At 61.6% G+C, this 21709-nt stretch carries 24 protein-coding genes and 1 riboswitch; of the genes, 14 read left to right on the top strand and 10 right to left on the bottom strand.

The window, feature by feature from the left end; translation table 11 throughout:
* The first annotated feature begins 10 nt into the window (after window positions 1-10).
* Together ACWICV_RS13520 and ACWICV_RS13525 are read left to right on the top strand one after the other, a co-directional pair.
* Window positions 11-514 carry a hypothetical protein gene (locus ACWICV_RS13520; RefSeq protein WP_454091245.1) on the top strand — a complete coding sequence of 168 codons (504 nt, stop codon included), beginning with the start codon at window positions 11-13 and terminating at the stop codon, window positions 512-514.
* Window positions 515-694: 180 nt separating this feature from the next.
* Window positions 695-1996, top strand: a complete 1302-nt coding sequence (locus ACWICV_RS13525; protein ID WP_133833913.1) for an MFS transporter — start codon at window positions 695-697, stop codon at window positions 1994-1996.
* Window positions 1997-2088: 92 nt separating this feature from the next.
* Here ACWICV_RS13525 and ACWICV_RS13530 read toward each other — a convergent pair whose 3' ends face one another.
* Together ACWICV_RS13530 and ACWICV_RS13535 are read right to left on the bottom strand one after the other, a co-directional pair.
* Window positions 2089-2526 (bottom strand): DUF6069 family protein, encoded by a 438-nt coding sequence (locus tag ACWICV_RS13530; RefSeq protein WP_105656428.1) that lies wholly within the window; start codon window positions 2524-2526, stop codon window positions 2089-2091.
* Between the two features lie 98 nt (window positions 2527-2624).
* On the bottom strand, window positions 2625-3035 hold the full coding sequence (locus ACWICV_RS13535; protein WP_402471719.1) for a DUF6069 family protein: 411 nt from the start codon (window positions 3033-3035) through the stop codon (window positions 2625-2627).
* Window positions 3036-3586: 551 nt separating this feature from the next.
* On the opposite strand from ACWICV_RS13535, the gene ACWICV_RS13540 reads away from it, so the two are divergent.
* From ACWICV_RS13540 to ACWICV_RS13550, 3 genes are all read left to right on the top strand, one after another.
* Window positions 3587-3829, top strand: coding sequence for a hypothetical protein (locus ACWICV_RS13540; protein WP_402471721.1), 243 nt, complete (start codon window positions 3587-3589; stop codon window positions 3827-3829).
* Window positions 3822-4067 carry a hypothetical protein gene (locus tag ACWICV_RS13545; RefSeq protein WP_105656430.1) on the top strand — a complete coding sequence of 82 codons (246 nt, stop codon included), beginning with the start codon at window positions 3822-3824 and terminating at the stop codon, window positions 4065-4067. The genes ACWICV_RS13540 and ACWICV_RS13545 overlap by 8 nt, the downstream gene beginning before the upstream one ends.
* A 244-nt stretch (window positions 4068-4311) precedes the next feature.
* A complete protein-coding gene (locus ACWICV_RS13550) occupies window positions 4312-4617 on the top strand; it encodes a hypothetical protein (protein ID WP_454091244.1) in 306 nt (101 codons plus the stop codon).
* A 169-nt stretch (window positions 4618-4786) separates the two neighbouring features.
* Here the strand turns inward: ACWICV_RS13550 and ACWICV_RS13555 are convergent, their stop codons facing one another.
* A complete protein-coding gene (locus tag ACWICV_RS13555) occupies window positions 4787-5113 on the bottom strand; it encodes a DUF202 domain-containing protein (RefSeq protein ID WP_105656432.1) in 327 nt (108 codons plus the stop codon).
* Complete coding sequence (locus ACWICV_RS13560) at window positions 5113-5460, bottom strand: YidH family protein (protein ID WP_402472143.1); 348 nt, start codon at window positions 5458-5460, stop codon at window positions 5113-5115. Before ACWICV_RS13560 ends, ACWICV_RS13555 begins: the two co-directional genes overlap by 1 nt.
* A gap of 62 nt (window positions 5461-5522) precedes the next feature.
* Between ACWICV_RS13560 and ACWICV_RS13565 the strand changes: the two genes are divergently transcribed.
* The gene (locus ACWICV_RS13565; protein WP_332595033.1) at window positions 5523-6563 is read left to right on the top strand and encodes an MBL fold metallo-hydrolase; all 1041 of its coding nucleotides are present in this window, start codon (window positions 5523-5525) and stop codon (window positions 6561-6563) included.
* Window positions 6564-6680: 117 nt separating this feature from the next.
* On the opposite strand, the gene ACWICV_RS13570 is transcribed toward ACWICV_RS13565, so the two are convergent.
* Complete coding sequence (locus ACWICV_RS13570; protein WP_454091243.1) at window positions 6681-7910, bottom strand: acyl-CoA dehydrogenase family protein; 1230 nt, start codon at window positions 7908-7910, stop codon at window positions 6681-6683.
* A 28-nt stretch (window positions 7911-7938) separates the two neighbouring features.
* Window positions 7939-9165, bottom strand: a complete 1227-nt coding sequence (locus tag ACWICV_RS13575; RefSeq protein ID WP_454091242.1) for an acyl-CoA dehydrogenase family protein — start codon at window positions 9163-9165, stop codon at window positions 7939-7941.
* Between the two features lie 50 nt (window positions 9166-9215).
* A riboswitch (SAM riboswitch) is annotated at window positions 9216-9306 on the bottom strand.
* Window positions 9307-9580: 274 nt separating this feature from the next.
* On the opposite strand from ACWICV_RS13575, the gene ACWICV_RS13580 reads away from it, so the two are divergent.
* Entirely contained in the window at window positions 9581-9955 is a 375-nt protein-coding gene (locus ACWICV_RS13580; protein WP_454091241.1) for a hypothetical protein, read from the top strand.
* A gap of 75 nt (window positions 9956-10030) precedes the next feature.
* Here ACWICV_RS13580 and ACWICV_RS13585 read toward each other — a convergent pair whose 3' ends face one another.
* The 3 genes from ACWICV_RS13585 to ACWICV_RS13595 form a co-directional block, all read right to left on the bottom strand.
* A complete protein-coding gene (locus tag ACWICV_RS13585; protein ID WP_454091240.1) occupies window positions 10031-11392 on the bottom strand; it encodes a GntP family permease in 1362 nt (453 codons plus the stop codon).
* A gap of 291 nt (window positions 11393-11683) precedes the next feature.
* Complete coding sequence (locus tag ACWICV_RS13590; RefSeq protein ID WP_454091239.1) at window positions 11684-12745, bottom strand: CdaR family transcriptional regulator; 1062 nt, start codon at window positions 12743-12745, stop codon at window positions 11684-11686.
* Between the two features lie 57 nt (window positions 12746-12802).
* Window positions 12803-14311: an aldehyde dehydrogenase family protein gene (locus ACWICV_RS13595; protein WP_454091238.1), complete on the bottom strand. Its 1509-nt coding sequence runs from the start codon at window positions 14309-14311 to the stop codon at window positions 12803-12805.
* A gap of 200 nt (window positions 14312-14511) precedes the next feature.
* Between ACWICV_RS13595 and ACWICV_RS13600 the strand changes: the two genes are divergently transcribed.
* The 7 genes from ACWICV_RS13600 (at window position 14512) to ACWICV_RS13630 (ending at window position 20479) form a co-directional block, all read left to right on the top strand.
* Window positions 14512-15516, top strand: coding sequence for an ABC transporter substrate-binding protein (locus ACWICV_RS13600; protein ID WP_332595029.1), 1005 nt, complete (start codon window positions 14512-14514; stop codon window positions 15514-15516).
* A gap of 90 nt (window positions 15517-15606) precedes the next feature.
* On the top strand, window positions 15607-16383 hold the full coding sequence (locus tag ACWICV_RS13605) for an ABC transporter permease (RefSeq protein ID WP_332486489.1): 777 nt from the start codon (window positions 15607-15609) through the stop codon (window positions 16381-16383).
* A complete protein-coding gene (locus tag ACWICV_RS13610) occupies window positions 16376-17209 on the top strand; it encodes an ABC transporter permease (RefSeq protein WP_105656450.1) in 834 nt (277 codons plus the stop codon). The genes ACWICV_RS13605 and ACWICV_RS13610 overlap by 8 nt, the downstream gene beginning before the upstream one ends.
* A 46-nt stretch (window positions 17210-17255) precedes the next feature.
* On the top strand, window positions 17256-18062 hold the full coding sequence (locus ACWICV_RS13615; RefSeq protein ID WP_454091237.1) for an ABC transporter ATP-binding protein: 807 nt from the start codon (window positions 17256-17258) through the stop codon (window positions 18060-18062).
* 5 nt (window positions 18063-18067) lie between these two features.
* Window positions 18068-19177 carry a zinc-binding dehydrogenase gene (locus ACWICV_RS13620; protein ID WP_402471748.1) on the top strand — a complete coding sequence of 370 codons (1110 nt, stop codon included), beginning with the start codon at window positions 18068-18070 and terminating at the stop codon, window positions 19175-19177.
* 43 nt (window positions 19178-19220) lie between these two features.
* A complete protein-coding gene (locus ACWICV_RS13625; protein WP_105656453.1) occupies window positions 19221-20210 on the top strand; it encodes an ABC transporter substrate-binding protein in 990 nt (329 codons plus the stop codon).
* A gap of 119 nt (window positions 20211-20329) precedes the next feature.
* Window positions 20330-20479 carry a hypothetical protein gene (locus tag ACWICV_RS13630; RefSeq protein WP_166650762.1) on the top strand — a complete coding sequence of 50 codons (150 nt, stop codon included), beginning with the start codon at window positions 20330-20332 and terminating at the stop codon, window positions 20477-20479.
* Between the two features lie 84 nt (window positions 20480-20563).
* Here the strand turns inward: ACWICV_RS13630 and ACWICV_RS13635 are convergent, their stop codons facing one another.
* Window positions 20564-21652 (bottom strand): alcohol dehydrogenase catalytic domain-containing protein, encoded by a 1089-nt coding sequence (locus ACWICV_RS13635; protein WP_105656455.1) that lies wholly within the window; start codon window positions 21650-21652, stop codon window positions 20564-20566.
* Between the last annotated feature and the right edge of the window lie 57 nt (window positions 21653-21709).

The following is a 21709-nucleotide window of genomic DNA, read 5'->3' on the forward strand; positions in this document are numbered from 1 at the left end:
GGAGGTTCAAATGCCTGTCGTGAAGAAACCCGGAGCCGATACCCTGGTGTATTTCTGGTTTGCGGTTGGACTGGCCGTGCTCGGCATGGCCATCCAGCAAATCGGCGCCGTCATGATGCTCAACGGCTCGCTGGAGCTGAACGTCCTTGAAGTGACCACGCTTCACCTGGTCGCCTGGGGCTGCTATGCCGGATCGGCCATCTTCACCATCGTGGTCATGCACAAGGCCCTGGCCATGCTGATTTATCTCGTGCATCATCGTCGTCCGCTGCCGCCACGCAGGATGCCGGTGATCCGCGATGCCCCGGTGACGGCCCAAACCGCCGAGGCAGCCGCAACAGGCCAAGCCTCCGCTGCCCCATTGGCCATGGCCGATCCGCTGGAGCAGGACGAACCGCCTTCCGGGGCCAAGCTAAAAACCTTTCCGCGGCAGGCGCTGGGTGCAGTGCAGCCGCAGGAGCGGCACCCTCGCAGCCGGCGCCAGAACCCCAGCAACGGCAACGACCCCGCATAGCGAATAAGCAGAGCCGATCAGGCGCAAAAACTGAGTCTGCCGCGCTTCGCCATGCACAGCTAATCCCGGCGAGGCAAGGCGCTCCACCTGTTTCGGACATCAATATTTGTTCTTCGCACGTCACGAACTCCAACGCCTGTTAGCGCCGGTGCAATGCTTAAAGCAACACCCAGAAGGAGCATGCGATTGAACTCCCCGAAGCCATTGCGGATCCATCGAGCCTGGCTGGTCGCCATCGTGACCACGCTGGCGCTAGTCGCCACGGCGGCGTTCCGCTCGACCACCGGCGCGTTCTTTGAACCACTTGAATCCGAATTCGGCTGGCTCCGCTCCCAGTTATCGACCGCGGTGACCATCAACCTGGTGGTCTACGGCCTGGCAGCTCCTTTCGCCGCGACTTTGCTGGAACGGTATTCCATGCGCAAGGTGGCTGCCATCGCTCTGGCATTGGTGGCCTCCGGAGCCGGATTGTCCGTATTCATCAGCCAGATCTGGCAGTTGTGGGCGCTCTGGGGTGTGCTGGTTGGACTGGGCACCGGGGCGATGGCGTTGGTTTTCGGTTCTGTGGTTGCCAACCGCTGGTTCTGCGAACGGCGCGGCCTGGTGATGGGCATCTTCTCTGGCGCGAATGCCGCCGGCCAGCTGGTGTTCCTGCCAAGCATTGTGCTGATCATCGAGCAGTACTCATGGAGGGCCGCGGCTCTGGTTGTTGCGGTCTTCGCGGTGCTGATCATCCCGTTGCTGCGCTGGCCCTTCGCCAATTCCCCTGCCGAAGCCGGTGTACTGCCTTACGGCGGGGCCGGAGCTGCAGCCGCGCCGGCATCCGGAACGCAGCAGGGTTCGATGGCTGCCGCGACTCTCAAGGCCCTGTTCGCGGCCTCACGCTACCCGGCATTCTGGGTCTTGGCGATGACCTTCTGGATCTGCGGATGGTCTACCAACGGGCTGGTGCAGACGCACTTCATCCCTGCGGCGCACGACCATGGCATGCCGGCAACGACCGCTTCCGGGTTGCTGGCGCTGGTTGGCATTTTCGATATCCTCGGCACGGTGTTCTCCGGGTGGCTGACCGACCGTGTACGCCCGTGGCTGCTGCTTGCGGTGTACTACGCGTTGCGCGGACTGTCCCTGATGTTCCTGCACTCGCTGATGGGTCCAACCGTCGAGCCGCTGATGTGGATCTTCATTGTCTTCTACGGTTTGGACTGGGTGGCCACCGTGCCTCCTACCGTGGTGCTCTGCCGCCAGTACTTCGGTCCGGTTAGAGCCACCGTGGTCTTCGGCTGGGTCTTCGCCTTCCACATGATCGGCGCAGGCGCCGGCTCGCTGACCGCAGGGCTGTCGCGGGAAACCACCGGCAGCTACCTGGCCGCGTGGATTACCGCTGCGGTGCTGTGCCTTGCGGCAGCCGTCAGCCTGCTGTTCTTGCCGCGCATGCGCAAAGCCTACGAGCATCCTCAGCTCGAGAAAGTTGGGGTGTAGCCCGAATCAGCACTAGCAGCTCTCACGGCTTAACGGAAAACCTCGCAGAACAGATCATTGCTGATCGCTCTGCGAGGTTTTGCTTTTCGTGCTTAGACGAGCGCTACGTCCTTGGAAGGAACGTGGAGCTCCTTGTTGCCGTAGTGCACCGAGAAGAACCAGCCGATACCGGTCACGATATGGATCAGGGACAGGCCCACAGCGGTAGCGGCATCTGCTGCGTTCATGATCGGGAAAACGATCGAGACTACCGCGATGAGCAAGCCAGCCCACTGCGCGATCTTGCAAATGCCCTTGTTTGCCCGTCCGATCAGGAAGACCACCAGGCCGAAGAACAGAATCGGGATCAACGTGAACTGCAACAGGTGGTCAAAGGCGACAACATCAGTTGAATTAGGACCAATCCGGCGGGATGCCCCAGCGGCGCCAGACAGGAAGAAAATGATGACATTCAGGTAGCTGGTACCCAGCGCACCGATAATCACCTGAATGAAATTGAATGGGCTATTGGGTTGTCCCTGAGACGTCATGGCACTCCTAGAATTGTTGATAGTTCGCAACTATTCTATTCCCGAGTGCCTGTGCCACGGCTCTCAGGAGCCCGTGAGAACCGCGACACTTAGCAGGGCTATAGGTTTTCCAGGGCCGCGATCTCGTTGAACTTCCTATTCGAGTAGTTCACCGCGATATACCAAGACGCTGCAACAACCAGGTGCATAATCGCCAGGGTCAGCGCGGTCCCCCAGTCCTCGGCGAAGAACCACTGCACCACCGCTGAGGTCAAGACGGCGGCAACGCCGACCCACTGGGCGATGCGGCAGAAGCCCGGCTTGGCCCGGCCGATCAAGAAGGTCAGGAAGCCGAAAATGAGAATGGGCAGGGCAGTGAATCGCACGATGTGGATGAAATCCAGGTTCCGGAATAAGCCGCCGGAGTACTCCATGGATGCGCCGATAACCCTGGCAACAAAATAGGCCAAGGTGCTAAGCCCCATGGCTCCGAAAGCCGCAATAACCACCTGGGCGAAATTGAACGGCATCTTGAATCTAGCGTCAGCCTGCATCGCGAATCATCCCCTTTTACAGCGAATTCGAGCTGGACCGGTATTTTCACTGTACGCGCATTCCCGCCCGTTGGACCCCGAACTCCGGAACATTCAAGATCGTGCCCCGCATTAGCCGATGGCGGTTTCCGCTGGCCTCCCGCGCCATAGCCCGGACCGCGACAGGGTGACGCCCCTCGGCAACACAAGCCGTTGCAGCCGCGGGCACCCTTCGTCGCTTCACTTGGCCATTTTCCGGTCCACAACCGGGAAACCGGAGTAGACTGGAATTGGATCTAACTTCCGTAGAAATGCCGTCATCGGAAGCACTTCCTACCGGCGTAGAGCTTTTGTGCCCTCCTCATTGCCGAGGACGGCGTTCAGATTAACGCAGCAGTGTTGAACCGGGATCTTTATCGAGGCGGCTCGAATTAACTGCCCGCTTCCTTGCGCTTCTTCCATTTGCCCGATAAGGGTTGCCCGCCAGGAACGAATCACAGTTTTGCTCCAGCAGCCCACAGACCGGTTCGGTCCGCTAGTGGCGAATCATGCAACCAGCACAGCCGGACAACACCTTTGAAGCCGACAGTGCAAAACGGCAGTACGCGCACAACTGCCGCGGTCCCCGCGATGCCCAACTCAAGAAATGGTACGGCGTTTCCCGTGGAACCGGCCTTGAACTGCAGCACCGAGGGCAGAGCGCGGCAATAAAAACGACTATGCAGCAACGGAGGGAATGTCATGAACAAGCCGAACAGCTGTCCGAGGTGCTACAGAAATACCTTGGTTGAAACAGAAACCCGTCGATTCGTCGATGATCAAAACCAGCTCAAGAGATGGGACAACGAAGGCGGCCACGAAGCTGGCCAGCGCCAGGACATGCTGGTAACGATGCGTGAAGTGCTCTGGACCTGCACCTCATGCGGATGGCGCAAGGTTGCCTACAGTTCGCAAGAACCACTACAGGGACCAGAGCGCCGCGTGGACATCTTGCCTGCTACGGGCCAAGCAACCCTACGGCAAGCCTAGCTGAGCTGGCGCCAGGCGCTGCTGCCCACGGCAGAGCACCCTGGTCGCCGGCATGGAACGGACATGGAAAGGAAAAGCCATGATGGACTTCTCCCGCACTCTTGGCAAGAAGCACCAGCCGCTGAAGATAGGCCCGGTGCTCATGAACTCTCTGCCGGGAACTTTGCTCAGCGACAAGGCGCCCGGCGCGTAACGGGTTGCCGCGGTTTTCAACCGCCAGCCCGCAGCCGAGGAAACAGAGTTCTTGACCAGCGATTTCATGCGCGGCCAACTCGATGCCGCCGGCTACCCTGATGCCGTTCTGAGCGCAGCTAACCGAAGATTGGAAATTTCCAACACCTCCCTGGAACAACTGCGTGACGGATTGGCAGCATTAATTGCCCGGGAGCTGGCTCTCGCCGGAAAGAAGTTCGAGGCTGATAGGGACGAAAGAAATTCCCAGTTCCACAAGGAAATCGATGCGGAGTCACAGCGTTATGCAGCGGTGCAAAAGCTCGCGGAATCGGTAGCATTCAGCTCCGCGGAGATTCTCGAGCTCCATGGGCCCTGACCCTTCGGTAAATCCGGGTCCCAGCACCGGTACAGCTAGAGCGCCCGGACTGGCTGCACCGGCCCGGGCATTCGCAATAGGGCCGGAACAGCACTCGCGCCGCGCCCGCAACTCCTCTGGCCGCTATTGCCGCAGCCTCGATAAACCTGCGCCTGGCGAGCACCCGGAACTAGGCGCCGAGCACAAGGATGATCGCGCAAGCGCCTAGAGCCAGCAGCACCGCTGTTGTCAGCAGCACGGCGAGAACATCCGCGCTGACGCGTTCAGCCTTCACGCCTTGCGCCATTTTCCGGTACCGGGCACGCTGCGAGAGCAGAATCCCGAATGCCATCGAGGAAGATATCGCAATCAGCAGGATCACGGCCAGGCCATAGTGCGGAAGCCAGCGCAGGAAGACCGCGGAAACCACGAGAAATGAAACCATTGTCCGGTTCCACGCGAAGACGGTGCGCTCTGGCTGCAACCCCGGGTCGCTGATCTCGATGGGCTCTTTCATCACGAGCTGAGGGACCAGAAAATCATGGCGATCGCTGCCAGTGAGGCCACCACGGCACCGAATGCCAGCAGCGGGACAATGGCGGGAATCGGCAACGGCCTGCCGGTGCGCATGCTGCGTTCCACGCGGACCCAGCGCACGGCTGCACCGGCGGCAATCAGGATGCCGACGCCGATCACCAGCACCGCCAGCCAGGTGCGAACTGGCGACGGGAAGGCCTCTGCGGCGAATGCCTCCAGCGCTGTGCCGCCCGCGAGGAAGGCTAGCGAAGTTCGAATCCAGGCCAAGAAGGTGCGCTCGTTGGCCAGCGTGAAGCGCGGGTCAGGCTCACTGCCCCGTGGCAATATCCAGCGTGAAAGCGGATGATGGCATCAGCTTGCCGATGAAATAACCCGTCTACAGGAGACAGATGAAGCCAGTGATGAAGACCGGAATGCATGCAGTGGCGCTTGGAACTGCTGGCGGCCCGCTATTGAGGCCGGATCCAGGAACCGGTCACCGTCGCGGAATTTCTACCGCGATCGTTGTGGACGGCCACGCTTACTTGGTGGATTGCGGCCATGGCGTCGGTTTGGGCCTGGCTGAGATCGGGATTCACCCCACTGCCCTGCGCGGAATTTTCATTACCCATCAGCATTCAGACCACGTCATTGACCTGAATTCTGTCATGGTCCTGGGCGGCCTTGGGTTCCGCGGCACCGAGGGTCGGCAGGTTCCTGTTTTCGGACCGGGTGATCGAGGAGTGCTGCCCTCGATGCAGACAGCGGCCGAAGAGCCGGAAGCCATATTTCCGCAGTCGCCCACACCCGGGACCAACGCCATGGTCAACTTGCTGCTGCGCGCCCATGCGACAGATCTCAACGATCGCCGACGGGATTCGGCGGCACCTGATATTTCGGATATTTTCCATGGCGTAGATATCGAGATTCCCGCCGGCACAGGCTTCCACCCCAACCACAACAACCATCCGGACATGGAGCCTTTTGAAATATACGCTGATCGGCATGTAAAAATTAGCGCTATCCTGGTCCAGCACCAACCTATCGCTCCGGCATTCGCATTCCGCTTTGATTCGAGATATGGATCGGTCGTGGTTTCCGGCGATACAGCGCCAAGCGCAAATCTTGCGCGCCTGTCCCAAGGCTGCGACTTGCTGTTCCATGAAGCTATTGATCTGGAGGCCATCGCTCGTAGCTACCCGCATGCTTCATCCTCCGAACTGGAAGCGAGCATGGGACATCATCGGCGCGCGCACACCACCGCAGAAGACGCAGGTCGAATCGCCCAGCGGGCTGGAGCACGGAACTTGGCGCTGCATCATTTGGTTCCCGCTGGATCTGGAATGGAAGTTTGGCAGCGGGCTTCGAAACAGTTCTCTGGCGGCCTCTTCGTGCCCCGCGACTTGGATATCTTCCATATCGCAAGTGGCACGGTTACCCAGGTGCGCTAGGGCCAAGGCCGGCAGCTATCCGTCAGGCGACTGGAACGATGGTCGATCAATTGCCCCGGGCCGACGACCACGAGCCCAGCACCGGCAAAGGATGCTGGGCTCGCAAGACCATGGAATCTACTTTGATGCACCAATCGCCCACACGCGCGGAAGCTCGGTGCCATTGACCGCCAGGTCGCCAATCAACCGCGCCTTGAACACCCAGGGGTTGTGGTTGCCGGCGGTACGGGCATTGCGCCAGTGCCGGTCCAGGTTCTTGGTAACGCTCGTGGCGCTGGCGGCCAGCGCATCAAAAGCGTGGGTGATCGCGTTGAGGACCAATGGCGTGAGCACCACCTGCGCCTGGGCACTGGCCAGCTCTGCCGCATCGTTGGCTGCTTCGTCCTCTTCCCCGGTCACCTCGCCGGTGTGCAGCGCCTGCGCAGTTTCATAGGCTCCCTGCAATGCCGTCGACACTCGTTCCACCGTTGCCGCGGCAGCGAAGGCCGCCGCGGAGACCTCGCCGATCACCTGCAGCAGCTGCGGGTCTTCGGCCGCCAGATTGGCCGCGGCATGGCTGAAGGTCCGCTTGCGCGCCTTCAGCTCGGCGGCGAAGTCGCGCTCGGCTGCTTTGGCGGAGCCGGCCAGAACAGCGAGCAGCACCTGCTGGTAGAAAGCTGTCTGGTACTTGAAACGCGTATCGAAGTCGATGAGGTCTTCTTCGGCGACAATCGCATCGGTGAAGGTGGAGGTGCCGGTACCCGTGGTGCGCTGGCCGAAGCCATCCCAGTCATCGGCCAGCTCGACGCCGGGCTGGTGGCGGTTGACTGCGGCGATCACGCGCTTTCCGGTGTCGGTGCGCTCTGCGTAGGTATCGAGCCAGTCGGCGAAGATCGAGCCGGTGGAGTAGTACTTGGTGCCGTTGATCTTGAATCCGCCCTCGCCGTCCGGGGTGACCTTGGTGATCACGTCCCCGACCTTGACGGTGCCGACCTCGGTCCAGGAGTTACCCACCAGTTCTCCCGCCACGAAGCGGGCCAGCCACTTGTCGCGCCCCGGGCCGGGGGCCGCAACCAGACGGTCCTCGACGAAGGCGAAGTGCGCGCGCAGTGCTTGGGCAATATTGGAATCCGCCGCCGCGAGATCCACGAAGAGCTCGAAGAGTTCGGGCAGCGTAGCACCGGCACCCCCGTGCGATTCCGGGACCCGAACCGCGCCAAAGCCAGCAGCGGCCAGGTCCGCGACCTGCTGGTAGGGCAATTCGCCGGTGCGGTCGCGTTCAGCTGCACCCTGCGCAATGCGCGCGAAGAGCGGTGCGAAGCGGTTTTTGAGGCCTGCGAGTCGATTGCCAGTTGCAAGTACAGTCATCGTTCAGTCCAATCCGGGAGAAGTTTTCTTAGGTGTACAGCGAGAGCGGCTGGGACTCTCCGCGCAGGAAGTAGGCGCCGACCTCGATCTTCTTGTAGTCCACTGGGTCGTGCAGCGAATGGGTGCGCACATTGCGCCAGTACAGGTCCAGACCCACCGAGTTCGCAGTCGAAGATGAACCGGTCACCTCGAAGATCCGGTTCGCCACATCCACTCCCACCTCAGTGGAGACCACCTTGGCTTCAGCAATTTCCACGGCCAACGCCGCTCGTTCGGGCTGGGTGACTTCCCCGGCCTTCGAGAGCAGGGCATCGAATTTCCGGCCCAGCTTCTCGGTCAGCGCCGCCACTGCTGCAGTGCGGGCTTTGAGCTCTCCGACGGTGCGCTGGAAGATCGGGTCCTGCGAGTAGGTCTCTGCCTGCGAGAACAGCCAGGCGTTCTTGCGGCCCAGCAAGATCTGCTTGCCGCGCTCCAGTGCTCCCTGGGCGATGCCCAGGTAGAAGTTGGCGAAGGCCAACTGGATACCGGGGGTAAGCAGGGTGGAGACCGGTTCATCGGTGACGAATCCCAGCAAGTCCCCTGCTTCGAGCCGCACGTTGTGGAACTTCAAGGAATTCGACGCGCTCAGCCGCTGTCCCAGGTAGTCCCAGTCGTCAACGATTTCCAAGCCATCGATATCGCGTGGCAGAACCAACGCGAGAATCTGCCCGTCGTATTCTCCGCCCTGGACCAGCGCGTTGATGACGATGACCTCGCCAACACCGGAACCCGTGGAGAATCGCTTGGCTCCATGCAGTCGGTAGCCGTCCCCTTCGGCGCTCAGCGTCAAATCCGGATCCACTGGATTCACCGAATCGCCCCAGAGCCAGCCACCTTCCACGGTGCGCTGCCACCATGCCCCTTGGGCTTCTGCCGGGGCATAGAACGCAATGCCGGACTGGTTGATGTAGTGGTAAGCCAGCAACTGCGAGATGGATCCATCAGCTGCGGCCAGTATGCGGACAACTTCGAAGGCCGTTTCCCAATGGGCTCCGGCTCCGCCGAATTCTGCAGGCACTAAGAGATTGAGCAACCCGGCTTCGCGCAGCAGCTGCACTTCGGCGAAAGGCTGGGCGTTCTTTCGGTCGCGTTCGAGCGCGTCAGCCGCCAGCTTGTCAGCTACTTGCTGGGCGACGTCGCGCCAATGAGCCAGTTCAGCTTCATCAGCAGTGCCGGTGTAGGGCACGCGCGGCAATTGGGTATCCAGTACAGTCATCTTCGTTCTCCTCTTGGGCTATGGATTCCGAAGGATGCAGAAAATCTGCGGATCCATCGAACCTGGCGTTAGCACTACCTGCGGAGTGCAGGCTTGCTGCGGCGTCTCGGAGCCAGGCCTCTCAGCCGCTCTGGATGGGTTGTGCTCCGAGTCAAGCATTGCTGGCAGGTCCTCGGGAAGGGCGCTGTCATGCGGAGGAACAGCAGGACAAAATACGTCATCTTCGCGCCTTCGCCCTGCCGGAAAACGGGCGGATAAGACGTCATATGACCTTCGCATGACGCAATTGGCATGCTGGAACTGGATTTCAAAGGCGTTCCCCTAGGCATCGATTGGGAACACAGCGTGGATCAGGGCACTTCCATGCGACCGCATAGAATGGCCATTCAAGATCAATCGGCAGAAGAGGCGGCAAGTGGATCCAGCAGGCGTGATTGCCTTCATGTTCGGGTTGCTGAGCATAACGCTGGTCGCAGCGTTCCTCGCCCCAATGGCACGGGACCGGAAGCTCGCTCGCAATGCGGCGATCGGCATCAAGACGCGCCACACCTTGGCCAGCGATGGGGCCTGGCTCGCCGGGCATCAGCAGGCTGCGCCCCTGCTTGCCGCGGCTTCCTGGGCCGGTTGGGCGGCATTGGCCAGCGCAGCAGTTCTCTGCCTGCTGGGCCAATTCGGTTTCTCCTTCGCCGCGACCGGAGCCGGCTACCTGGCCGCCATCGCGTTGCTGGTGATCTCGACTGCCACAGCGAATAAGGCCGTGCGGAGCTTCCCGGCGGCAGGCCTGGGCTAATCCAGCACTGCTTAAAGCAACGGATCGCGCCATCTGCCGATGGCGCGATCCGTTGCTTTCTTGGAAGCCGTGCTGCTAAAGCAGTACGGCTCCCAGGACCAGTACAGTCAGGAACCCCGCGGTGCCCTGGATGGCGGTAGCCACGCTCAGGGTCTTGTAGGCGGTGATCACCGGAATGCGGCTGAGCTGCGAGACGACCCAGAAGTAGGAGTCGTTGGCGTGCGAGACAACCATCGCACCGGCGCCTACTGCCAATACGGATAGCACCATGCCCAGCTCCGAACCCAATCCCAGGGAGCCGAGCATCGGAGCGACCAGCGCGGAAGTGGTCACCATAGAGACGGTGGACGAGCCCTGGGCGGACTTCAGCGCAGCGGCGATCAGGAATGGCACAGCCAGGCCCAAGCCCAGTCCGCTGAGTGAATCCGAAAGAATCGTGGTCAGATCCGACGCGGCCAGGACCGCGCCGAAGCCGGCGCCGGCACCGGTGATCAGCAAGATCGGAGCAGCGGTGCGTACAGCTTCGTTCATCTGCTCATTGAAGACCGCCAGCTTGCTGCCACCGCTCAAAAGGAAAGTCGAGGAGATCAAGCCGAAGATCAGCGCAATAACCGGCGTCCCCAAGAAGGAAAGGATTTCCAGGGCAGTGCCTTCGCCCATCGGGTGCGAGGGCAGCTTCGCAATGGATGCGACACAGATCAGCACCAGCGGAACCAGGATCGGCATGAAGGCCAGCGCCGGGCTGGGCAATTTTCCGAAGCTTGCACGCAGCTGCTCATAGTCGAGTTCGGAGATGTCATTGTGGTCGTCGCTTGGCAACGGGGTCCATTGGGACTTGTTGAAGCGGCTGGCGTAGGCCAAGCCAGCAAGTGCCGAGATGGCCGCAACGGGCAATCCGACTGCGATGATCAAGCCCAGGTTATCGGCAATGCCGATGCTTTCGGCCGCGGCCAGCGGGCCCGGAGTTGGAGGCACCATGGTGTGGGTCGCGTACAGGCCGGTCATCAGGGCGATGGAAGTTGCCAGCCCGGAGACCCCGGTACGCAGGGTGATGGCTTTGCGCAGCGAGTTGAGCACCACGTATCCCGAGTCGCAGAAGACCGGAATGGAAACGATGTAGCCGATAATCGATAGCGTGAGGTTGGGGAACCGGGTACCGAGGACCTTGATCAGCGCATCTGCCATGGAGATCGCGGCGCCGGATTTCTCCAGGATGACACCGATCATCGTTCCGAACAGGATCACCAGTCCGATATTTCCCATGGTGCTGCCGAAAGCCGTGGTGACCGTCGAAGCCACGTCGGCCAGCGGAATCCGGTAGGCGAAGGCCGCCAGGATAGCGGCGCCAACGAGGGCGAGGAATGGGCTGATCTTCAGGCGTGCTGTGACCATCACGATGGCCACAACAAGGATCAGCAGAACAAGCAGTTCGTACACGGCGGGTTGGCTCCTTTGCCAATATCGGTAGTTCTCTGCGTCCAGCCCGCAATGGCTCAACGGGTGGACCAGCCCTATCGGCAAAGCCGCTCAAGGCTTTGCCCGTTGGGCTAGACGCCACCGTGCCACCCCGGTTTCGGGCGCAAAGATCGATCATCCTGCCAATACTAGGAAAAGTGACCCCGAATACCTATGGGCACACGACCATATTTGCCTGGGTTCGAAAGAGCCAATGTGTGCAAACATCCCACCCTTCCCAGCCCCGGCGCCAGCTCCCCTAGTTTCCAGGGCCTAGAAAACATGCAGCTGGCCCAAGGCCACTCTCGCGTAGATGGAATGCTGGAGTTTCAGGGATTCGCTGGACCGCCGAATATCGACGCCGCTGACCTGGCTTATCCGCTCAAGTCTTTGCACCAAGGTATTGCGGTGAATATGCAGATCCGTGGCCGCTTGGCTCATCGAAGCAGCTGTCGCAACGACCAGCAGGGTTCTGGCTTGTTCCTCATTGAGCTGCATCGCTGGAGCAGCTGCATGGTCCAAGCTGCGGGCTGGGGTGCGGGCGATAGCCACAGCAATTTCCCGGCTCCACATGCGGCGCCGCGCGTGGGATGGCACGAGTGCCGGATAGCCCACCAATACGCGCAGCACTTCGGTTTCGGCCATGAGATCCTCGGCCTTTTCGACAGGCGCGGAGACCAGGAAACGTTCCTGGCCCATGCGCTCGGGAGCGAAAGCTGGCTCGCTGGCAGCGCAAAGCCTCCAGTACGCGCCGGAAAGGCTAATCCATGACGTGCGGTGATGATCCTTCGCCGGCTCTTCGAGCGACGGATCCCCCACGCTTCGGGGCAGCCAAGCTTCAATGCATTTCGGCCCGCGCAAACCATGCGCTGCGAGCGAGCGGTCGATCACTTCAGGCGCAACGCGACCGGCGATCAACGCAGAGATAATGTCGCGGGCTTCGGTCTCGCGCCGCGCGCTGCGAGAGTGCTCGCGTTCCTGGGCGAAGAGCAATTGAACGGTCAATGCAATCAGGCCGGCCAGCGGTTCCACCTCGTGGGGAGCTCCGGTCACGCCCACAACGCCGCAGAGCTGGTCGTTCAGCACCAGCGGCACATTGACCCCGGGCTGGGTTCCGGCCGAGCCGTCGGCCTGGTTGACACGGATGATGTTGTTGCGGCGGATCGCCTCTGCGCTGCCGTCGTGGTGGGTACCGATACGCGCAGCATCCGTAGAAGCAATGATGACTCCGTGAGCATTCATGATGTTCACATTGCGGTTGATGGTCGGCGCAATCGTGTCGACGACTTTCTGCGCCAACGCGCTAGCCAGCCGGGGTTGCTCCTTTTCGCTCATGAGCTCATCCTATCGGCCCGGGACTGCGCAAAGCAGTCCCGGATTAGAACATTGCCGCTAGTCGAGCTTGACGGTGACCGACTTCAGCGAGGTGTAGGCCTCGATGCCTTCACGGCCATTTTCCGCGCCCCACCCCGACTGCTTGAATCCGCCGAACGGCATGTTCGCATCCATGCCGGCACCGGTATTCACCCTGACGTTGCCGGCCTGGATTTTCTTGGCGAAGGTCAACGCGCGGGAAATGTCCTGGGTGAAGATCACCGAATTGAGGCCGTAGTCGGTGTCGTTGGCCCGGCGCAGCACCTCAGCCAGCGAATCCTCGTCGCCGAAGGTGCTCACCGAGAGAACCGGCCCGAAGATCTCATCCTTGGCGATGGACATGTCCGGACTGACATTTTTCAGCACGGTCGGCTGCACGAAGAATCCTTTTCCGCCTTCGGCCAAGCCACCGGCAACGAGTTCCGCGCCATCAGCGATGCCCGCCTCGATGTACCCCAGCACGCGCTCGCGCTGCACCTGGGAGATCAGCGGGCCCAGCTGGGTTCCTTCTGCCAGGCCAGCGCCCAGCTTGAGGTTCTTCGCGAATCCGGCGATGCCTTCGATGACCTGGTCTGCGATGTCTTCGTGGACATACAGTCGCGACCCTGCCGCGCAGACCTGGCCGGAGTTGCCGAAGATGCTCATGGCCGCGGCCGGAATGGCCTTGTCCAGATCCGCGTCGGGATAGATCACCACCGGGGATTTGCCGCCCAGCTCAAGGCTCAGCCGCTTGAGATTGCCCGCTGCCGACGCCAGCAGCTTCTTGCCTACCGCGGTGGATCCGGTGAAGGAGAGCTTGTCAACATCCGGATGGTCGGCGAGCGCTTGGCCAGCCACCGGCCCCAAGCCCTGGACCACGTTCAGCACACCGGCCGGGATGCCTGCTTCAAGCGCAATCTGCGCCATGCGCACGGCGGTCAGCGGGGTCAGCTCCGCGGGCTTGAGCACGACGGTGCAGCCGGACGCCAGCGCCGGAGCCACCTTGGACAGCGCAATGGTGAAGGGGACATTCCATGGCACGATCAGTGCGGCCACGCCCAAGGCTTGGCGCTGGGTATAGGCGTGCCAGGTTCCTGGCAGGGAAATATCGCGGGTTTCGCCGTTGAGCTTGGTGGCCCAGCCGGCGAAGTAGCGCAAGGTCTCGATGCCCGCGGGCAGCTCGCCAAAGCGGGCGATGTTGAAGGGCTTCCCGCAGTTCAGGGACTCCAGGGTAGCCAATTCATCGAGGTTCGCTTCCAATGCGTCAGCGAAGCGGTGCAGCGACCGCTGGCGTGCTGCCGGGGTCATTTCTGCCCAGGGCCCGGACTCGAACGCTGCACGGGCGGCAGCTACTGCGCGGTCGATGTCCGCTGCGGTGGCAGCCGTCGTCTCGGTCAGCAGCTGGCCAGTGGAGGGATCGGTTACCGGCAGCTTTTCCCCCGAGCCAGCGACCTCCTGGCCATTGATCACCAGCGGAAGGGGCGTGGCCGCCAAAGCGGCGCGAAGCTGCTGAGCCAGCGGAACGGCGGAAAGATCTGTTGCTGTCATGGAATGTATCTCCTGGTCTGCCCGGCGCGCTTCGTCGTTGGCATCATTTTGAATGTGAGTCTTGCCACACAATCATACTAAAGATATATTGTGATTCAAGGAATACATTTTGATGCTCAATGTACTTCTTCTTCCGGGAGCCGACCCCGGTCGACAACTCGCAGCCTTCGCCTAGGCACCAAGCTTTCAAGGAGATCCCCATGGTCACGAAACGACGTTTTGCACGGAAGGCCTTCTCCGGCCTCGCAGTCTCTGCCCTCGCAATCGGCACCCTGGCCGCGTGCGGATCCAGCGAGGAGGCCAGCGCCGACGGCCCGGTGAAGCTGCGCGTCGCCATTGCTCCGATCCAGTTCGAAACCGCACGCATCGCTGAAGAGAAGGGCTACTTCGAGGACCAGGGCCTAGACGTTGAATTGGTCAATGGCGCCGACCCCGCCGCGCTGCTGGCCCAGGTGGTCTCCGGTGACGTGAACGTTGCCATCGGCTCGTGGATCAACGTTGCCACCTCCTTCTCCCAAGGTGTTCCGATCCAGGTCATTGGCGGCAACGGCATGGTCGACCCGGAAGCCGACAACTCCGGCGTCATGGTGGCCAAGGATTCCGGGGTCAAGGAACTGGCAGACCTGAAGGGCAAGACCATTGGCGTAGTTGGTGTGAAGTCCGGTGGCGACATCCCCGTGCTCCAGGCATTGGAAGCGGCCGGCGTGAAGGAAAAGGAAGTCACGGAAGTTGCTGTTCCCTACGCGGGCATGGAAGCGGCCCTGGAACAAGGCACCGTGGATGCAGTAGTACCTGCCGACTCCTTCTACCACCAGATGTCGGAGAAGGGCTACCAGACCATCTCCAACCCGGTACAGGAATTCCAGTCCAGCATGCCGGTAACCGTTTGGACCGTGCAGAAGCAGTGGCTGGAGCAGAATGGCGAGACCGCCAAGAAGTTCGACGCAGCTATGCAGGATGCCGTGAAGTTCTACTCGGACCCGGCCAATCTGGAGGAAGTCCGCAAGGTCCACGCCGAAGCCAACCAGATCGATGTAGCCGATGCGCCCAAGACCTTCGTCCCGGCGGACGTCACCTTCAACGTGGCTGAAGCCCAATCCGGCATCGATGCCATGGTCCACTTCGGCCTGGTCGAGAACAAGGTCATCGTCGAAGATGTGCTCTGGGACGAAGCCCCTACCCGGGCTTCGGCAGACGCCAAGTAGCCCACTTCCGCTTCGCCCAACCGGTGGCGCCATCCCCTGCGCTGGCGCCACCAGCACCCCTAGCTTGCAACTGCTTACTCAAGGATTCCCATGAAAGAGTCAACGATTTCACCGGGTCTGCTCTGGACCCTGCGCATCGTGGCCATCGCCGCCCTGCTGGGCATCTGGCAACTGGTGATCGCCTCAGGAACCATGCCCTCCATGCTCCCCGGCGTGGAAAAGATCTTCTCTGCCATCGCCGAAGCCCTGGGCCAAGCGGCCTTCTGGGGCGGGCTAGGCAAAACCCTGCTCGCAGCCCTCACCGGCTGGCTCATTGCTTCAGTCGTGGGTGTCGTCCTGGGCCTGGTCATTGGATCAGTTCGCTTCCTCGACAACTCCACCTCGATTCTGATCGATTTCGGCCGTTCGTTCCCGGTACTGGCCCTGATGCCAGTCGTGATCATGCTGCTCGGCTCGAACACCATGATGGAAATCGTCGTCGTCGCGCTGTCCTGCCTGTGGCCAGTGCTGATCCAGACCATCTACGGTGCCCGCCGCCAGGAAGCCGCGGTTGCCGACACCGTCGCCGTCTTCCGCATCCCGCCGATGCTGCGCTTCACCAAGGTCCTGCTGCCTTCTGCCCTGCCGCTGATCGCGACCGGTGTGCGCATTTCCTCGGCCATCGCCATCCTGGTGGCGGTGGGCGTTGAAGTGATCTCCCAGGCGCCAGGCATTGGACGCCAGATCACGCTGATGCAGCAGGCGCAGCGTTGGGATCTGGCCTTCGCCTACCTGTTCTTCGCCGGCCTGACCGGATGGGCCATCGCCCTGCTCTTGCAACAGGCCGAAAACCGTTTGCTGAAGTGGAAGAGGCAGAACGATGACTAACGCAACTTTGAACGCCCCCGCAGTGCCATCACGCGCTTCGAAGGCCAAGGCTCCGAGTTCCTCGGCGGCCGCCGGACGCAAGATACTGGTTTCTTCATGGCTCATCGTTGCCGTGGTTGCGGCTTGGTGGTTCGGCTCGGCAAACTCCACGAACTTCTTCATCCCCTCGCTGGAGTCCATCCTCGAAGCCTTGGTCCGCGACCTGGGCAACGGCGTGATTATTTCCGGCGCCTGGTACTCGCTGTCCAACCTCTTTGTCGGCTTGGCCCTGGCTGCCTTCTTCGGCATCTGCGGCGGACTGCTGCTGGGCGAAGTCCCGTTGCTGCTGAAGATCGTTGACCCGATCATCCACTTCTTCCGCGCTGTCCCGCAGGCAGCATTGGTTCCGATGATCATCGGCGTCTTCGGCATGGGGCAGGGCCCGAAGATGGGCACCATCGCCTTCGCCTGCATGTGGCCGATCCTGCTGAACACCATCGACGGCATCCTGGGCATCGAGCCAACGGTGCGCAAGTTCTCCAAGGTCTACCGCATCCCGCGCGGCCTGCACTTCCGCCGCGTGATCCTGCCCGGTGCCACCCCGCAGATCGTGGCCGGCATCCGCGTCGCATTGCCGATCGGCATCACCGTGATGGTGGTTTCGGAAATGTTCGCCTCCATTGAAGGCCTGGGCTTCTACATCCTGAATTCCTCGGCCACCTTCAAGGTTCCGGAGACATGGGCCGGCGCACTGCTGGTCGGTGTCATCGGCTACATCATCTCGATCCTCTTCGTGCTCGTCGAAAAACGGATCCTGCGCTGGTACCACGCCTCCGGCGCCCAGTAGCCTCCGTTTCCGTCCGACCTTCCATCTTCTGACCAAGGAGAATCCCATGACCACCCAAGCACCCGTTGAAACGACCATGGAAACCAAACCATTGCTCATGAAGGTTCGCGGCATGTCCATGAGCTATGGCGCCGGCCCGGCCGAAAACAAGATCCTGGAGAATTTGGATCTGGACGTGGAGTATGGCCAATTCATCTCGATAGTCGGCCCTTCGGGCGTCGGCAAGACCACCTTGCTGCGATGCCTTTCCGGCTTGCTGAAGCCAAAAGCCGGAACCATCGAGGTTTCCGGCACGAAGATCAACGGCCCGCACCCCGATCTCGCCGTGGTCTTCCAGGACTACTCGCGTTCGCTGATGCCGTGGATGACCACCCGCGAAAACGTGGCCTTCCCGCTGCAGGGCAAGGGCATCAGCAAGGCCGAGCGCAACAAGCTGGCCGATGAGCATCTGGCTGCTGTGGGCCTTGAAGGCCAAGGCGGCAAGTTCCCCTGGGAAATGTCAGGAGGCATGCAGCAGCGCGTGGCCATTGCCCGCGCCTTGGCCTACAACGCGAAGGTGCTGCTCATGGATGAGCCCTTCGCCTCGGTTGATGCGCAGACCCGCTTCGACCTCGAAGACCTCGTGCTGGACTTGCAGCACAAGCTGGGTGTGACGATCCTGCTGGTCACCCACGACATCGACGAAGCGCTGTACCTGGCCGACAAGGTGGTCGTGATCGCGGAAAAGCCGGCCACCGTAGTCGACGAGATCGTCACCGGTTTCGGCGAGACCCGCGACCAGCTGGCCACCAAGGCTGACCCGCGCTTCACCGAGGCCCGCGCACGGATCCTCGTGCGCCTGCGCAAGGATTGATCCCCATGGCACTCAGCGCACGGGCAGCACTGGCAAGGCACGGCGATGGCAGCTTCAGCATTGAGGACATCCACGTTGATGCTCCGCTGGGCGCGGAATTGCTGATCGAAGTCAAAGCAGTTGGACTGTGCCAGTCCGATGCCCACCTGGCGGGCATGGATCTGGGCCTTCCTGCCCCGCTGCTGCTGGGCCATGAAGTTGCCGGGGTGGTGCTCAGCACCGGCAACCAAGCCTGCGGTTTCACTGCGGGCGACCACGTGCTGGCCGCCTTGATCCAGTACTGCGCGCAGTGTGCGCTGTGCCTTTCGGGCCAGGAATACCGTTGCGCCAACCGCCCCAGCACGCTGCGCACGGCCGGCCAAGCACCGCGCGCCAGCTGCAAGGATCAGCCGGTGATGCAGATGTTCGGCACCGGCGGATTTTCCCAGTACACCTTGGTGCATGCCAACCAGGCAGTAAGGATTCCCGAGGAGTTGCCCTTCGCCCAAGCCGCGGTGATGGCCTGCTCCACGCTGACCGGTGCCGGGGCAGTGTTCAACTCCGCCCAGGTGGCCCAGGGGCAATCCGTCGCAGTCATTGGCGCTGGAGGCATCGGGTTGAACGCGATCAATGCCGCCCAGATCGCCGGCGCTTCGAAGATCATCGCAGTGGATCTGAGCGATGAGAAGCTGGAACTGGCCCGCGAATTCGGGGCAACGCACACGATCAATGGCGGCAGTGGAGACGCTGTCGCCAAAATCCAGGAAATCACCGGCGGCGGGGTGGATCATTCCTTCGAGATGATCGGCCTGCAGGCCACCAGCTTGCAGGCGGTGCGCATGACCCGTGTAGGCGGGGATGCCTATCTGGTCGGGTTGCATAAGCCCGGCGCGCAACTGCCGCTGGATGCCATGGCCGACATCATTGGGCCGCAGCGCAGCCTGCACGGGATCTATATGGGCTCTTCCAGCCCGCAACGTGATGTCCCCAAATACACCGAGCACTATCTTGCCGGGCGCCTCAAGCTCGACGCGCTCGTTGCCCGGGAACTTCATATCTCGCAGATCAACGAGGGCTTCGCAGCGATGAAGGCCGGGCAGGGCGTTGCCCGTTCGGTCATCACCGATTTCAGTTGATTGCCTGCCACTTCATACCCCCTTCAAGCACGACGAGGCCATCTTGAGAACTCCATCTTCCGCGCGCCGGGCCCTGCCCCTGTCCGCGGTCCTGCTCGTTTCCACCATGGCCTTGGCCTCTTGCGGCAACGCTGGGCAAGGCGCCGAAACACCGGGCGGCTTGATCCCGCTGAAGGTCTCGGTGGCCGGCATCCAGTTCGAGCCGGCTTACCTCGCCGAATCCCAAGGCTTCTTCGAAGACCATGGCTTGGACGTTGAAATCATCAATGGCGCAGACCCCGCCGCCCAGATTGCTTCTGCTATCTCCGGCGAGGTGGACATCGCCACCGGTTCCTGGGTCAACGTCGCCACCTCCGTGTCAAAGGGCCTGCCGATCGAAGCGCTGGCTTCGAATGGCGTGGTCGACCCGAACGTCGATAACTCCGGAGTGCTCGTCGCCAAGGACTCTGGGATTGCGAGGCTTGCCGATCTCAAGGGCAAGACCATCGGTGTCATCGGCGTGAAGACCGGCAGCGATCTGCCGGTCTTCCAAGCCCTGGAAGACGCAGGGGTGGGCGCCGAGGAGTTCAGCGAAGTGGGCATGCCCTACGCCGGGATGCAGGCCGCGGTGGAGACCGGGACCGTTGACGCGGTCGTCCCCAGCGACGTCTTCTACCACCAGATGATTGCGGCCGGCTTCCCCTCCTTGGGCAACCCGGTCCGCGAGTACCAGGGGAATCAGCCGGGCACTTTGTGGCTAAGCACTTCCCAGTGGGCCGGTGCGAATCCAGATACTGCCAAGGCCTTCGTATCGGCCATGAAAGAGGCAGTGGAGTTCTACTCCGATGCAGCAAACCTCGAGGAAGTGCAGAAGATACACGCCGAGGTCAACCAGATTCCGGTGGAAAAAGCTCCAACGCGGTTCGCCTTGGCAGGCACCGCGTTCGATGCAGAGGCTTCCCAGTCAGGCCTGGATGCAATGGCACGCTTCGAGCTCATTGACAAGCCCGTAACAGTGGATGAAGTGCTCTGGGAGCACGCGTCTCGCAAATAACCAGCACCGGCAAATCCTTGGACAGCGACTGGCGCGATGCTAGGCTCACGGGAGCACGTTCTGCCCACGGAAGGTTCACCATGAGTTCGGCAATCAGTTACCTCACCGGAGGATTTCTGGTGTCTCTGCTTGTCACCCTGAACATGACCTGGAACCAGCACCTGCCCGGCATCACCGGGTCCGTGGCGGTTGCGCTCAGCTTCATCGGGTTGCTGGGCTGCGTCTTGTACGCCACGCGCATACAGCGCCGCGCGCAGACCGGAGAGTAGCAGCACCCCCAGAACATGAAACAAGGCCAGCGGTTCAAATAGAACTGCTGGCCTTGCTTCGTTCAGCGACCGGCGTCGATAAATCTAGAAGGTAATCACGCTTCGGGCCACCGCACCGCCACGCAGCTGCTCGTATCCCTTGTCGATTTCATCCAAGCTGATATGCGCTGACACCAGTTCGTCGAGCTTGAAACGGCCCTGCAGATACAACTCGGCGTACATTGGGATATCCACCTGGATATTGCTCGACCCCATGGCCACGCCACGGATGCCCTTCTGGCGTCCCATCAGGTCTCCAAATGGGGTGATGCTGATCTGCGCGCCGGGCTTGTGAACGCCAATCAGGTACGCGGTGCCGCCAATTTCCAGCATGGCCACCGCCTGCTCGCTGGTGGCTTGCAGGCCGATGACCTCGAAGGCATGCGTCACTCCCCCGCCAGCAATCCGCTTGACGGTTTCCACCGCATCGCCCTCCCCGCCGTTGATGACGTCGGTGGCGCCGAAGACCTTGGCCAGCTCCAGCTTGGCCGGCTGCAGGTCGATAGCGATGATGCGGGTCGCGCCAGCCAGTTTCGCGCCCTGGATGACGTTCAGCCCGACACCACCGGCGCCGATCACGGCAACGGTATCGCCTGGACGGATGCGCGCGGTATTAATAGCCGCGCCAGCACCCGTGACCACTCCACAGCCAAGCAGCGCCGCACGGTCGAACGGGATAGCGTCCGGAACCCTTACGACGGTGTTCTCATGCACCAGCACCTGTTCCGCGAAGCCGCCAACACCGATGAACTGGGTGAGCCGCTGCCCGCCCAGGGACAATCGCGGATTCTGCTGCGCGGTGCGGTCGGTGTGCGAGGGCACGCGGCACTGGTAGGGTTTGCCGGTGCGGCATCCCTTGCAGACCCCGCAGCTGTGCACTGGAGAAGTCACCACGCGGTCCCCCACCGAAAGCGAGGTGACAGCCGAACCGACGCCCACGACCAGACCCGAGACTTCGTGGCCGAGCACCGCTGGCATGGGGAAGCCGATGTCCGACGTCGCCACGTGCAAATCCGAGTGGCACAGGCCGCTGGCCTTCACGTCAATGAGGACTTCATGGGCTTCAGGGTTGTCAATGCTGATGTCCAGGACATCAAAAGAGCCGGCAACTTCAGAAACGACTGCTGCTTTCATGCTTCCTCCGGAAAATAGTCGCGCAAAGGGGGTGACGCAGAACACTAATGAAAATAT

It is taken from the genome of Glutamicibacter sp. NPDC055354, assembly GCF_053644955.1.

Bases quoted from the DNA above. Each gene is read 5' to 3' on its own strand.
- ACWICV_RS13565 (WP_332595033.1), top strand. From the start codon at position 5,523: ATGAAGCCAGTGATGAAGACCGGAATGCATGCAGTGGCGCTTGGAACT.
- ACWICV_RS13595 (WP_454091238.1), bottom strand. From the start codon at position 14,311: ATGACAGCAACAGATCTTTCCGCCGTTCCGCTGGCTCAGCAGCTTCGC.
- ACWICV_RS13620 (WP_402471748.1), top strand. From the start codon at position 18,068: ATGGCACTCAGCGCACGGGCAGCACTGGCAAGGCACGGCGATGGCAGC.
- ACWICV_RS13570 (WP_454091243.1), bottom strand. From the start codon at position 7,910: ATGACTGTACTTGCAACTGGCAATCGACTCGCAGGCCTCAAAAACCGC.
- ACWICV_RS13575 (WP_454091242.1), bottom strand. From the start codon at position 9,165: ATGACTGTACTGGATACCCAATTGCCGCGCGTGCCCTACACCGGCACT.
- ACWICV_RS13615 (WP_454091237.1), top strand. From the start codon at position 17,256: ATGACCACCCAAGCACCCGTTGAAACGACCATGGAAACCAAACCATTG.
- ACWICV_RS13535 (WP_402471719.1), bottom strand. From the start codon at position 3,035: ATGCCGTTCAATTTCGCCCAGGTGGTTATTGCGGCTTTCGGAGCCATG.
- ACWICV_RS13530 (WP_105656428.1), bottom strand. From the start codon at position 2,526: ATGACGTCTCAGGGACAACCCAATAGCCCATTCAATTTCATTCAGGTG.
- ACWICV_RS13525 (WP_133833913.1), top strand. From the start codon at position 695: ATGCGATTGAACTCCCCGAAGCCATTGCGGATCCATCGAGCCTGGCTG.
- ACWICV_RS13555 (WP_105656432.1), bottom strand. From the start codon at position 5,113: ATGAAAGAGCCCATCGAGATCAGCGACCCGGGGTTGCAGCCAGAGCGC.
- ACWICV_RS13610 (WP_105656450.1), top strand. From the start codon at position 16,376: ATGACTAACGCAACTTTGAACGCCCCCGCAGTGCCATCACGCGCTTCG.
- ACWICV_RS13635 (WP_105656455.1), bottom strand. From the start codon at position 21,652: ATGAAAGCAGCAGTCGTTTCTGAAGTTGCCGGCTCTTTTGATGTCCTG.
- ACWICV_RS13540 (WP_402471721.1), top strand. From the start codon at position 3,587: ATGCAACCAGCACAGCCGGACAACACCTTTGAAGCCGACAGTGCAAAA.
- ACWICV_RS13590 (WP_454091239.1), bottom strand. From the start codon at position 12,745: ATGAGCGAAAAGGAGCAACCCCGGCTGGCTAGCGCGTTGGCGCAGAAA.
- ACWICV_RS13520 (WP_454091245.1), top strand. From the start codon at position 11: ATGCCTGTCGTGAAGAAACCCGGAGCCGATACCCTGGTGTATTTCTGG.
- ACWICV_RS13605 (WP_332486489.1), top strand. From the start codon at position 15,607: ATGAAAGAGTCAACGATTTCACCGGGTCTGCTCTGGACCCTGCGCATC.
- ACWICV_RS13600 (WP_332595029.1), top strand. From the start codon at position 14,512: ATGGTCACGAAACGACGTTTTGCACGGAAGGCCTTCTCCGGCCTCGCA.